Below are 12,042 nucleotides of genomic sequence, written 5' to 3'. Positions count from 1 at the left end.
TCATATAATGAAGAGTGTCAATATTCTATCTATCATAGAAGCTTATCGAAAACTAAGCGATACTTCATTCCAAAAATTGATGAATAATTACGGAATAACTAGCGGGATAAAAGATTACGAACTTAATGGTATCGAATCTTTTATAAATGAGTTGCAAAAAGTAAATAATAATATTTCTATTGTTAATCGTTATTATTTAGGTTATTCAATACCACAGATTAGAAAAGAATTTGATTTACTTAGATTTGGAAATAACTATATTATTAATATAGAGATTAAAACAGAAAGTTCAATAGAGAAGATATTAAAACAACAACAAAAGAATAGATACTATCTCAGTTTTTTAGATAAGCCACTTTATATTTATACCTATATTTTAAATGAAAACAAACTTTATAAGCTTGTAAATAAAAATAATAAAAGCGAAATAGAAGAAACAATCTTTAGTGAATTATGCGACATGTTAATATGTTAACAAGTGGTAACATTTGATAATATTGATGATTTATTTAATCCATAAGACTATTTAGTTTCTCCTTTTAATTCTCCCCCAAAATTTATGTCATAGGGATATTTCCTTACAGTTCAACAAGAACAAATATATAAGGACATTCAAATAAAGTTGTCTGATACTACAACAAATTTTATAGCCTTAACAGGGAGTGCAGGAACAGGTAAAACATTGTTGACTTATCATATAGCTAAAGAAACTATTCAGATAGGTAAAAAAGTGCTCGTTCTACATTGTGCCCCACTAAATAGTGGTCATCAAATTTTAATGGAAGAATACAATTGGAGTATATATATGCCTAAGTATGCTCCTAATACGACAGATTTTGACTTAATCATAATTGATGAAGCTCAACGAATGTATCCATATCAATTTGATAAATATGTAACAGAAGTACGCACTCTTAATAAAAAGTGTATCTTCTCATATGATGAGAACCAATATTTACGTGACAATGAGAAACAATATCATACCAAAGAAAGGATTGAAAAAGAATTATTATGCACTCCCTATAAGTTAACAGATAAAATTAGAACCAATAAAGAAATTGCATATTTTATAAGACAACTTTTCAATATTAAAAAGAATATATCCAGTATAGACTATCCTAATATAGAATTCACATATTGTAAAAATTATTTCTCCACAAAATTAGTACTGCAAGAATTATCGGAAAGAGGGTGGAAAATTCCTAATTATACACCAGGAACACGCTCATTCTTTCACTATGAAGCATATTTATCTAATGATACAGAAAGTGCACATTCTGTTGTTGGTCAAGAATTCGACAATGTTGTAGTAGTCATAGACGAGTCTTTTAAGTATAACTTTCAAGGAGATTTAATAGCTGATAATAATTATTATTCACAAAGACAAATGTTATATCAAATAATCACTAGGACTAGAAAAAAACTTCACATCGTAATAATCAATAATGAGGTTATGCTAAATAGATGTATAGACATGCTAAATAAAAAATTTTATTAATAAATAATCTCAACCCAAAATATCAAAAAATACACTATCTCTGCATTCAGAAATCGTACCCAAGAAAAAACTGATGTCGAACGGTACAAAACAGTGAAAACCTTATTCTAGGGACTAACATCGTAATAAAAATATAACTTGTTGATAAATAGTGCTATACAAACCATTTTTCGGTTGCTGGTGGTATCACTTTTAAAAGACTTCAAATTGGGTAAATCCTTGAAAATTAAATATTTCAGAGATTTTCTTTTTCCTAAAACTCCCACATTTTTTAGCTAAGTTATGTACTTCCGTAGTACTAAATCGTGGACAATTTTGGTCTCGAAAAAAATGTCCATGAATTGTATCATAAGTCACAGATTGACTTATCGTTTAATTCTTACTATTCTACATGATTCAGAAACTTTAAACATTAATTTTTAGAGTATGAAATGACAGACTTCAACGTATTGTTCTTCGTTCGCAAAATAAGAACAGTAAAATCAGGTGAGACATCTATCATGTTACGGATAACAATTTAAGGGTAATTAGCAGGAATGCAGCTAAAAAGAACTGTTAAGCCTAAACTTTGGTTGCAAGCCAAAGAGCAGTGTACAGATAAAGACGCTAAATCGATAGAAGTAAACTGCGATCTTGAATCGGTAAGACTACACTTGTATGGTATTCATGGAATTTTAGAAGAAGATGATAAGCTTATCAATCCGATGGAAATTAGAAGAGGTTTTCTCAGACTGGATGAAAAGCACCTAATGTTCTTTGAAGTTTATTAGGAATATAACGACAAATGCCATGGACTGATTGGTAAGGATTACGCCAAAGTAACTATTTCTCGCTTTGACACCTGCTTGAAGTATTTCAAAGAGGTGGGAAAGTTCTATCTAAAGATATACCAGTCTTAGATTCGTATCAGAGGTTATAGATAAATAAAAATATGATCAGGGAGGGTACAAACAACATTGGATTGAATTTAATAAACTTCTCTGTTGATCGTAAAGAGGATCGCAATTGTTGTAGAACCGTCTTTATTTGATTTGGTTTTCCTAATATAGAATAGGACACGGTAAGTATTTTTCATGTTTCTCCTTTTTAACTCGACAAAATTATAGTTTATTGTCAAAGGATTTATCGCCCTAAAAATACCAAACAAAAATACTACAAGATGCTTTACTCTAATCGATTATGCATCTGTTTGTGTATAAAATTAAGATTGTTTCTTACATACGGTTTACAACAAACCTACTGTTTCTTTATGGCTTTTTTCATTCAGCAGTGTCGGTTATGTAAAAAGAAAAATCCTATTAATCTATTGATTAACAGGATTCTTATTTCTTAGTTGAAGTTTCTGTCTTTTGTTGACTTCCTCCAACTTTTTATCTTCGTGGGCGTTGACGGATTCGAACCGCCGACCCTCTGCTTGTAAGGCAGATGCTCTGAACCAGCTGAGCTAAACGCCCGAAATTCTTTCGGTGAAATAATAGTTTAAAAGTGGGCGTTGACGGATTCGAACCGCCGACCCTCTGCTTGTAAGGCAGATGCTCTGAACCAGCTGAGCTAAACGCCCTTTAAACTTATTTTTCGTTTGCTTTATCTCTCTAAAGCGCTGCAAAGATACTGCTTTTTTCATTACCTCCAAACTTTTAGACGAAAAAATGTGGATAAATATGGATTTTGCTTAGATGCTACGGTCAATAGGTAAATTTGATATTGTAAGAAGTATTAGAAAAATTAGGGACAAAGTTCCCGAAAATCTCTATCTTCGGAGGCGTTCCATCCTGTTTACTATGTCCGATCCACACTAAAATCCATAAGATTAAACTAAAAGGTGGCAATTCTTTAAAATAATTCAATAAAAATTTGTGTGGTTAAATATAAAGGCTTACGTTTGTGAAGTCAAGATTATGAAGAAAAGAAGAAAAAGAAAACAAAACCATTGACGGAAAAAGAAATCCAAAACCAGGGTTATGTAAGATAGATAAAATCTTTTGTGCGGGACTCCTTAACGGGAGTCCCGTTTTTTTATTGTTTACTCTTCCCGCAAATTACTCCTTTCAGTTTGTTTTTGAGCCCGATTATGGAACTATCATTGATATTATGAAATTGTGCCTTCTAGAATACATTATTTAATAAGTTTATAGAGATTTTCTATAGCCTTCTCTGTCAAGAGATACATGAACTTTTTATCATGGTTGTGAGATATAAAACAATTCGCAAGATATAGGTTCCCAAAATAGGACATTTAGTTAAAAATAACGGTTGCTTACCTTATTATTCAGAGGAAAAGATTTAACTTTGCGACTCTATATTAATAATGTATATGGTATTATCGACACTGACTGCTATTTCGCCTGTGGATGGGCGATACAGGAATAAGACTGAGAATCTGGCGGCTTATTTTTCTGAATACGCACTTATCAAGTATAGAGTGCGAGTAGAGATTGAGTATTTTATTACTCTCTCTGAGTTCCTACCGCAATTAAGTGACTTAAATGTGGTGGAAATAAAAGAAGGGCTTCGGAAGATTTATCAAGAGTTTACGGAAGAAGACGCTTTGCGAGTGAAGGAGATCGAGAGCGTAACAAACCACGATGTGAAAGCGGTGGAGTATTTTATTAAGGAAAAAACAAATCATTTCCTTGCGGAGAAGTATCACGAGTTTATCCATTTTGGATTGACTTCTCAGGATATTAATAACACTTCTGTACCTTTATCTATCAAGGATGCTTTGCAAGAGGTATATTTCCCGGGTTTGGAGGAAGTGATTAATACCTTAAAGAAGTATGCGGAGGAATGGATGAATATCCCGATGTTGGCCAAGACGCATGGACAACCTGCGTCTCCAACCCGTTTGGGTAAGGAAGTAATGGTTTTTGTTTATCGTTTGGAGCAACAGTTGGCTTTGCTGAAGGCTGTTCCTATCTCCGCTAAGTTTGGTGGCGCAACAGGAAACTTTAATGCGCATCATGTAGCATATCCAGAATATGATTGGCGGGCGTTTGGTAATAAGTTCGTTAATGAGGTATTAGGTCTGAAGCGAGAGGAATGGACTACACAGATTTCTAATTATGATAATCTGGCAGCGATTTTTGATAGCTTAAAACGTATCAATACGATCTTGATCGACTTGAACCGTGATTTCTGGCAATATATTTCCATGGAATATTTCAAGCAAAAGATTAAGGCCGGTGAGATCGGATCGTCCGCTATGCCACATAAGGTGAACCCGATTGATTTTGAGAATGCTGAGGGTAACCTAGGTATCGCTAACGCTATCTTGGAGCATTTAGCCACGAAATTGCCGGTATCTCGTTTGCAAAGAGACCTGACGGATTCTACCGTGTTGAGAAACGTCGGTGTGCCATTAGCGCATATAGAAATTGCTTTCAAAAGTTTAACAAAAGGCTTGGGTAAATTGTTATTGAACGAGAAAGCTCTTAGTAGAGATTTAGATAATTGCTGGGCCGTGGTAGCCGAGGGAATCCAGACGGTATTGCGTCGTGAGGGTTATCCGAAGCCTTACGAGGCATTAAAAGAGTTGACACGTACGAACCAAGCAGTTACGGAGCAATCTATCAAGGAGTTTATTGATACCTTGAATGTTAGCGACCGGATTAAGGATGAATTAAGGGCTATAACGCCTCATAATTATACAGGAATTTAGTGATAATACGGGTAGCCGTGAGGCTACCAAGTTTTTAACCATTGTTTAATTTACAACAAATGAGTACAGAAGAAAGAGATGAATCTCAACCGCGTCCAAAAAAGGTGATACCAAGTATCAGACGGGAAAACACAGACCAAGAAGGTGAAAGAAGACCTTATAATCAGGGTTACAACAAACCTGAGGGTAACTATGAACGTAGGCCGTATCGGTCTTATGGAGAAAATAACCGTCCTTCATACGGAGATCGTCCGAGCCGTCCACGCTCTTACGATAATAACCGTGAAGGAGGGTATGGTAACAACCGTGAGGGGGGCTATGGAAATACTCGTCCGTCTTATGGTAACAATCGCGAGGGCGGGTATGGGAATAACCGTCCTTCTTATGGCGGCAACCGTGAAGGTGGCTACAACAATGGCCGCTCATCTTATGGTAACAACCGCCCGTCGTATGGGAATGGGGGAGGACAGTATAATCGTCCGTCCCGTCCTAATTATGATGGACCGGCTAAGGCTTATTCCGCTAACCCTTCCGGAGAAGGAATGTCTGCTGATGGCATGAAGAAAAGAAGACCCAGAGTAGGTGATACCCGGGTTGATTACAACGAGTCGCGCCCTAGCGGTGGAGGCGGTTATGCGCCCAGACGTCCTTACGGTAACGATAATTCCTACGGTGGCAATCGTCAAGGAGGTGGTGGATATGGAAATAATCGCCGTCCTTCTTTCAATAATAATCGCCGTCAGGGAGGTGGCGCTCCTCAAAAATCACAAGGATATGGAATGCGCCCGAAACAAATCAAGTATAAGGAGGTTTTGGCAGATCCAAACGAACCGATCCGTTTGAATAAATTTTTATCTAACGCCGGTGTTTGCTCACGTCGTGAGGCGGATGAGTTTATCCAGAAAGGGGTTGTTAAGGTAAACGATGTCGTGGTAACTGAGTTGGGTACTAAGATTACCCGTCAAGATGTAGTCACATTCAATGAGAAACCGGTTCAGATCGAGAGCAAGGTGTATATCGTATTGAACAAGCCGAAAAATTGCGTAACGACATCCGATGATCCTCAAGAGCGCTTAACCGTTATGGATTTGGTGAAGAACGCCTGTCAAGAACGTATTTATCCGGTAGGCCGTTTAGACCGTAATACGACAGGAGTCTTGTTATTGACCAATGATGGTGATTTGGCTTCTAAATTGACCCATCCGTCTTTCAAGAAGAAAAAGATCTACCATGTATGGTTGGATAAGAACGTGGCTATCGAGGATATGGAGAAAATCGCCAATGGCCTTGAACTTGAGGATGGAGAAATCCATGCGGACGCTATCAGTTATGCAAGCGAGGATGATAAGAGCCAAGTTGGTATTGAGATTCATTCCGGTCGTAACCGTATCGTGCGTCGAATCTTCGAGTCGTTGGGATATCATGTGACGAAATTGGACCGTGTTTATTTCGCCGGTTTGACCAAGAAGAATTTAGGTCGCGGAAAATGGCGTTACTTGAATGAAAGGGAAGTGAATGCTCTTCGGATGGGAGCTTTCGAATAATAAAAAACGATACAGATGGAAACAATTAAACGAACAAAAATTGTAGATGTGCTGAAAAGCGATGCTTTCGGTACTACCGTGAACGTGAAAGGATGGGTCCGTACCCGCCGTGGTAGCAAACAGGTGAGTTTTATCGCCTTGAATGACGGTTCTACAATCAATAATGTTCAGATCGTTGTGGATGTGGATAAATTGGGCGATGAATTCTTAAAACCGATTACCACGGGAGCTAGTATCAGCGTGAACGGTATCTTGACACAATCTCAAGGTAAGGGACAAAATATTGAGATACAAGCTACCGAGATCGAGATTTTTGGTACGGCTGATCCTGCTACCTATCCGTTGCAGAAAAAGGGACATTCCATGGAATTTTTACGGGAGATTGCTCATTTGCGTCCTCGTACTAATACGTTTGGCGCAGTATTCCGTATTCGTCACAATATGGCTTATGCTATCCATAAGTTTTTCCATGATAGAGGCTTTTTTTATTTCCATACACCGATCATTACGGCTTCCGACTGTGAGGGTGCCGGGCAGATGTTCCAGGTTACTACCAAGAACTTGTATGACTTGAAGAAGGATGAGAATGGCTCTATTATTTATGAGGATGATTTTTTTGGTAAGCAAGCGAGTTTGACGGTTTCCGGGCAGTTGGAAGGTGAGTTGGCCGCTACTGCTTTAGGACAGATCTATACGTTTGGCCCTACATTCCGGGCAGAGAATTCAAATACGCCTCGTCATTTGGCCGAGTTCTGGATGATCGAGCCTGAAGTAGCTTTCAATGATATCACGGACAATATGGAGCTGGCCGAGGAATTCATTAAATATTGCGTGCGATGGGCTTTGGATAACTGTATGGAGGATATCAAGTTCTTGAACGATATGTTCGATAAGGAATTGATCGCTCGTCTGGAGGGCGTATTGAAAGATTCATTTGTTCGCTTGTCGTATACGGAAGGTATCAAGATCTTGGAAGAGGCCGTTGCTAAGGGGCATAAATTCGAGTTCCCTGTATATTGGGGGGTAGATCTTGCTTCGGAGCATGAACGTTTCTTAGTAGAGGATCATTTCAAACGTCCGGTAATCTTAACTGATTATCCGAAAGAGATCAAGGCTTTCTATATGAAGCAAAACGAGGATGGGAAGACCGTACGTGCCATGGATGTATTGTTCCCGAAGATCGGAGAGATCATCGGTGGTTCCGAGCGTGAGGCCGATTATGGTAAGCTCTTGGCTCGTATAGAGGAGCTGAACATTCCGATGAAAGATATGTGGTGGTACTTGGATACTCGTCGTTTCGGTACGGTACCTCACTCCGGTTTCGGTCTGGGTTTTGAGCGTCTTTTGCTGTTCGTAACTGGTATGGCAAATATTCGAGACGTGATACCTTTCCCGCGTACTCCGAATAACGCTGAGTTCTAAAAGTGCTTGGTGGTCATGATAAAAAAGGCCTGTAATCGGTTTCAACCAGATTACAGGCCTTTTTCTTATATAAGGTATTCCATCGTTTAATCATCGTCATCCAGATTGATAGGAATTTGCCTTTTGAACGCTTCCTTAAAGGATATGAGCGATTCGGTACGAGCCAAGCCCAACGGCTGTAACTTGTTGTGAATGATACTTAGCAAATGCTGGTTGTTTTTTGCGTATATTTTTATAAACAGGTCATATTGGCCCGTTGTATAATGGCATTCCACAACTTCCGGTATCTGCTGCAGTGCCTCGGTAACACTCGGGAACTGCCCGGGAGATTTTAGGAATAATCCCATATATGCGCAAGTTTCATATCCAACCTTTGTATTATCTACGATAAATTCTGAACCTTTGATGACACCTAAATTAGTCAGCTTTTGTATGCGTTGATGGATAGCCGCTCCGGACACGTTACATTCCCTCGCTACTTCCAAAAACGGCATACGTGCGTTACCGATGATTAATTTAAGGATTTTCTCATCCAGTTCATCTAGTTGATGATGTGCCATATATTCAGTATATTTGTATTGCTGTTAGATTATATCTTTCAATTTAATACAAATATAAGGATAATCTTATAATCACCTAAAGATTATGGTTGATTATTTTGATTTTGTAAGTACTCTTTATTCAATTATTAAGTATTTCTTATTATGAGCGCAAATCATGTAATAGTTAGTAAGCCTGTGCGTGAGATCGACGATCCTTTATTGGATCTAGTGGAGAAAACATATAATGGGTCTTTTCCGGAAGAGGAACGCCGTGATTTTTCTTTGGTACGTAAGCTTTTGGAGGAAGATAACCGTTTCGAGATGTATGCTTTATTGCGGGATGGGATTTATGTGGGTTTTATTACCGGATGGCAATTTGAGGGCTTTGTTTATGCGGAACATTTCGCTATTGACGAGTCTGCTCGTAACGGGGGGATCGGTGCGAGAGCCATGACGAGCTTCCTTGCCCTTCATAAGGATCCGGTTGTCTTGGAGGTAGAGATGCCGACCGAGGAGATGAGCAAACGCAGGATCGGTTTTTATGAGCGTTTGGGGTTTATCTTGGATCATCATGTCTATTACCAACCTCCATATCGTAGGGGAGAGGAGTTTTTGGAAATGCGTTTGATGACTCATGGAGAAATTGATATGGAGCAATCTTTTGAACGGGTTAAGGCTATCATTCATCAAAATGTTTATGGAGTGAAATAAAAAAGGGCGGGAAATAAATCCCGCCCTTTTTATAATGGTTATATCAGATAATTAGTCTGCGACACGCTGTGCTGCGGAATAACTGATCTTCAATGCGTATGCTTCACGAAGAGCCTGTTTGATATCGGTGATGACACCCATCTTTGTCTCTTTATCAGCCTTGATAGAGACTGTCATAAACGGCTGGTCTTCTTCTTTCATACTGGACTTTTCCTGTGCGATGTAATCCTGAATTTCCGAAGTCTCCGCAAAAGCGTCATTTAACTGGATACGAGTCTCAGAACCCATTTTTGCCCGTAAGTCTTTAGTCGGCTTACCCACATAGATGAATGTTACTAGAGATTTCTTTTCCAACTTTTGAAGCTCTGTTGCTTGTGGAGCATGGAACTCTACTTTCAATGTCACCTCACGCATAGATGTTACCATCATGATGAAGAACAAGAAAGCAAACACCAAGTCAGGTAATGATGATGTATTCAATTCGGGCATTTCACGACCACCCGCTTTACTAAACTTTCCCATTACTTTTTACCTCCATAATTTTTAGGTTCAGCCTCAGAGATCTTCTGCGGATAAATCATTTGCACTGCCTTTTGTTGATCTTCGTCCAAGTCTGCGAAAGCCTTTCCGAATTTCTTTCTAGAGATATTATCTCTTAATTCGTTATAGGCGGCCGCTATCTCATTTTGAACGTTGATATAGGCTTGGTATTCAGTACCACGGTCATTCTGCAAAGAAATCACATGGTTCTTTGTAACCATCATTTTTCCATAAAAAGGAACATCCAGCTCCACCTTTTCGGGCTTATGCTCGTCATTAAATGGATTATCAATGAAGTCCTTGATCTTTTCTTTCAATTGCTTGATGTCGATGAATTGATCACCGCAAAGAATTTGGTTGTTACTGTTAATCAAAACAACCAATAGATTTCTCTTTTTGATGTCAACATCTGTATCATTCTTCTGATCTTTAGGTACAGGGGGCGGCAAACGTCTTGCCAAACCTTTATCTGTATCCATGGATGTAGTAATAAGGAAGAAGATAAGCAACATGAAAGCGATATCGGCCGAAGAAGAACCATTGATACCCGGTGTCTTTCTTTTCTTACCCATTTCTTTCTTGTTTTATCAAATCGTTATTACTATTATTTACCCATGATTCTTTTTACAGAACCCCAAACGACACATGCTATAATCAGGACTAAAAGAACAATTGTAGACATGATCCACATATCCGTGATCTTTAACCAACCCGGAGTGTTGTATACTTGAGAGTCTGCGTTCAAACCTGTTAACGGTGTTCCGTCACCAATTGTATAAGTAATAAACAAAAGCGCGAAGAAACAAACGATAACCGCAAGTGAAGATAGAGCTGATTTTGCGTCTGTTTTCAATAATGTTACGAATTGCCAGATAGCGAACAATACTGTACTGATAATTGTAACAAATGATAAGATTGTTGTCCAGTTAAGTAGCAGGCCGGTATAGATCGGCTCTTTCATTTCTGCGGCGGGATCTACGACACCACCAGCGAAAAACATTACCAAGGTGACAATGCTGATGATAGAGCATATCAACAGTGTCCAACTTGATATTTTTCTTATTTTAGTTACTGCCATAATTCTTTATTATTTTTTGAATTTGACGTTGTATTTGATAACTAAGTCAAGTAACGTGATAGAAGCATCTTCCATTTGATTCAAGATAGCCTCCAATTTGCTCAACAAATAGTTATAGAATACCTGAAGGATCAAAGCTACGACCAAACCACCGATTGTTGTAATCAAGGCCACTTTCATACCACCTGCTACAACCGTCGGGCTGATATCACCAACTTGCTCAATTTTATCGAACGCCATAACCATACCAACAACTGTTCCCAAGAATCCTAATGACGGAGCCATTGCGATAAATAGTGTTACCCAAGAAAGGTTCTTCTCCAAAAGACCACCTTGAACACCTCCGTAAGAAACGATTGATTTCTCAACAACGTCGATACCTTGATCGATTCTCATTAAACCTTGGTAAGCGATAGAAGCGATAGGGCCTCTTGTATCGCGAGCGATTGCTTTAGCGCCTTCAACATCACCTTTGTCTAGAGCCTCCTCGATACCTTTCAACAATTTACTAGAATTCGTCTCAGCTAAATTTAAGTAGATAATTCTTTCCAAGCAGAATGCTAAACCGAATATCAAAGCGATGGCTACCAAACTCATGAAGTCTGCACCACCTTCAATAAATTTAACTTTTAACGCTTGATATAAACCTCCTTCAACTGCGGTTTCTGCAGCTTCGGCAGTTTCTTGCGCAAATACTACGGAAGAGACTCCAAGAGCACATAGGCTCATGAATGTTTTTACGAAATACTTTTTCATTGTGTGTTTAATTTTTAAGATTAATAATTCTCTTATTTGTTTTTATTTTAGTTAATTATTTATTCATGGTATCCCCACAGCGGAGAGAGCGGGATTCGAACCCGCGAAACCCTTTAGGGGTTTACACGCTTTCCAGGCGTGCCTCTTCAACCACTCGAGCATCTCTCCAATTATTCGCCTAGCTCCTCCTAAAACGACCGCAAAATACGAAAAAAATCCCATATGCAATCTTTTCAGTGCACAAATCTATAGTTTTTGCTTGACATATACACAATATCCATGAAATAAATTTT

The 12,042-nt window shown here is 38.5% G+C and carries 12 protein-coding genes and 3 tRNA genes; 7 read left to right on the top strand and 8 right to left on the bottom strand.

The window, feature by feature from the left end; translation table 11 throughout:
* The first annotated feature begins 7 nt into the window (after window positions 1-7).
* The 3 genes from Q0110_RS03900 to Q0110_RS03890 all read left to right on the top strand — a co-directional run bounded on the left by Q0110_RS03900 (window position 8) and on the right by Q0110_RS03890 (window position 2,268).
* Complete coding sequence (locus tag Q0110_RS03900) at window positions 8-475, top strand: hypothetical protein (protein ID WP_297902842.1); 468 nt, start codon at window positions 8-10, stop codon at window positions 473-475.
* A gap of 147 nt (window positions 476-622) precedes the next feature.
* A complete protein-coding gene (locus Q0110_RS03895; protein ID WP_297902841.1) occupies window positions 623-1,498 on the top strand; it encodes a DNA/RNA helicase domain-containing protein in 876 nt (291 codons plus the stop codon).
* A gap of 536 nt (window positions 1,499-2,034) precedes the next feature.
* Window positions 2,035-2,268, top strand: coding sequence for a hypothetical protein (locus tag Q0110_RS03890; RefSeq protein WP_297902838.1), 234 nt, complete (start codon window positions 2,035-2,037; stop codon window positions 2,266-2,268).
* Window positions 2,269-2,877: 609 nt separating this feature from the next.
* On the opposite strand, the gene Q0110_RS03885 is transcribed toward Q0110_RS03890, so the two are convergent.
* Window positions 2,878-2,952, bottom strand: a tRNA-Val gene (locus Q0110_RS03885).
* A 32-nt stretch (window positions 2,953-2,984) separates the two neighbouring features.
* Window positions 2,985-3,059, bottom strand: a tRNA-Val gene (locus Q0110_RS03880).
* Between the two features lie 753 nt (window positions 3,060-3,812).
* On the opposite strand from Q0110_RS03880, the gene purB reads away from it, so the two are divergent.
* From purB to asnS, 3 genes are read left to right on the top strand one after another with little or no spacing between them, the layout of a single operon-like run.
* Window positions 3,813-5,156 carry an adenylosuccinate lyase gene (gene purB / locus Q0110_RS03875; protein WP_297902835.1) on the top strand — a complete coding sequence of 448 codons (1,344 nt, stop codon included), beginning with the start codon at window positions 3,813-3,815 and terminating at the stop codon, window positions 5,154-5,156.
* A 59-nt stretch (window positions 5,157-5,215) separates the two neighbouring features.
* Window positions 5,216-6,700 (top strand): pseudouridine synthase, encoded by a 1,485-nt coding sequence (locus Q0110_RS03870; protein WP_297902832.1) that lies wholly within the window; start codon window positions 5,216-5,218, stop codon window positions 6,698-6,700.
* Between the two features lie 15 nt (window positions 6,701-6,715).
* A complete protein-coding gene (gene asnS, locus Q0110_RS03865; RefSeq protein ID WP_297902822.1) occupies window positions 6,716-8,122 on the top strand; it encodes an asparagine--tRNA ligase in 1,407 nt (468 codons plus the stop codon).
* Window positions 8,123-8,208: 86 nt separating this feature from the next.
* Here the strand turns inward: asnS and Q0110_RS03860 are convergent, their stop codons facing one another.
* Window positions 8,209-8,682, bottom strand: coding sequence for an Lrp/AsnC ligand binding domain-containing protein (locus Q0110_RS03860; protein WP_297902820.1), 474 nt, complete (start codon window positions 8,680-8,682; stop codon window positions 8,209-8,211).
* Window positions 8,683-8,826: 144 nt separating this feature from the next.
* Here Q0110_RS03860 and Q0110_RS03855 point away from each other — a divergent pair, with 144 nt between their 5' ends.
* A complete protein-coding gene (locus Q0110_RS03855; protein WP_297902818.1) occupies window positions 8,827-9,375 on the top strand; it encodes a GNAT family N-acetyltransferase in 549 nt (182 codons plus the stop codon).
* A 51-nt stretch (window positions 9,376-9,426) separates the two neighbouring features.
* Here the strand turns inward: Q0110_RS03855 and Q0110_RS03850 are convergent, their stop codons facing one another.
* From Q0110_RS03850 to Q0110_RS03830, 5 genes are all read right to left on the bottom strand, one after another.
* A complete protein-coding gene (locus Q0110_RS03850; protein WP_297902816.1) occupies window positions 9,427-9,897 on the bottom strand; it encodes a biopolymer transporter ExbD in 471 nt (156 codons plus the stop codon).
* Entirely contained in the window at window positions 9,897-10,487 is a 591-nt protein-coding gene (locus tag Q0110_RS03845; RefSeq protein WP_297902812.1) for a biopolymer transporter ExbD, read from the bottom strand. The genes Q0110_RS03850 and Q0110_RS03845 overlap by 1 nt, the downstream gene beginning before the upstream one ends.
* A 32-nt stretch (window positions 10,488-10,519) precedes the next feature.
* Window positions 10,520-10,993: a hypothetical protein gene (locus tag Q0110_RS03840; protein WP_297902810.1), complete on the bottom strand. Its 474-nt coding sequence runs from the start codon at window positions 10,991-10,993 to the stop codon at window positions 10,520-10,522.
* A gap of 9 nt (window positions 10,994-11,002) precedes the next feature.
* Complete coding sequence (locus Q0110_RS03835) at window positions 11,003-11,749, bottom strand: MotA/TolQ/ExbB proton channel family protein (protein ID WP_297902807.1); 747 nt, start codon at window positions 11,747-11,749, stop codon at window positions 11,003-11,005.
* Window positions 11,750-11,829: 80 nt separating this feature from the next.
* Window positions 11,830-11,917: transfer RNA gene (locus Q0110_RS03830), tRNA-Ser, on the bottom strand.
* Window positions 11,918-12,042 lie beyond the last annotated feature (125 nt).

It is taken from the genome of uncultured Parabacteroides sp. (assembly GCF_947855115.1).
GTDB lineage: Bacteria > Bacteroidota > Bacteroidia > Bacteroidales > Tannerellaceae > Parabacteroides.
This window is presented reverse-complemented; position numbering and strand designations above follow the sequence as displayed.

Excerpts from the sequence above, each read along its gene's own strand:
- Q0110_RS03860 (WP_297902820.1), bottom strand. The coding sequence starts at position 8,682 with ATGGCACATCATCAACTAGATGAACTGGATGAGAAAATCCTTAAATTA.
- Q0110_RS03835 (WP_297902807.1), bottom strand. The coding sequence starts at position 11,749 with ATGAAAAAGTATTTCGTAAAAACATTCATGAGCCTATGTGCTCTTGGA.
- Q0110_RS03855 (WP_297902818.1), top strand. The coding sequence starts at position 8,827 with ATGAGCGCAAATCATGTAATAGTTAGTAAGCCTGTGCGTGAGATCGAC.
- Q0110_RS03890 (WP_297902838.1), top strand. The coding sequence starts at position 2,035 with ATGCAGCTAAAAAGAACTGTTAAGCCTAAACTTTGGTTGCAAGCCAAA.
- purB (WP_297902835.1), top strand. The coding sequence starts at position 3,813 with ATGGTATTATCGACACTGACTGCTATTTCGCCTGTGGATGGGCGATAC.
- asnS (WP_297902822.1), top strand. The coding sequence starts at position 6,716 with ATGGAAACAATTAAACGAACAAAAATTGTAGATGTGCTGAAAAGCGAT.
- Q0110_RS03870 (WP_297902832.1), top strand. The coding sequence starts at position 5,216 with ATGAGTACAGAAGAAAGAGATGAATCTCAACCGCGTCCAAAAAAGGTG.
- Q0110_RS03900 (WP_297902842.1), top strand. The coding sequence starts at position 8 with ATGAAGAGTGTCAATATTCTATCTATCATAGAAGCTTATCGAAAACTA.
- Q0110_RS03840 (WP_297902810.1), bottom strand. The coding sequence starts at position 10,993 with ATGGCAGTAACTAAAATAAGAAAAATATCAAGTTGGACACTGTTGATA.
- Q0110_RS03845 (WP_297902812.1), bottom strand. The coding sequence starts at position 10,487 with ATGGGTAAGAAAAGAAAGACACCGGGTATCAATGGTTCTTCTTCGGCC.
- Q0110_RS03850 (WP_297902816.1), bottom strand. The coding sequence starts at position 9,897 with ATGGGAAAGTTTAGTAAAGCGGGTGGTCGTGAAATGCCCGAATTGAAT.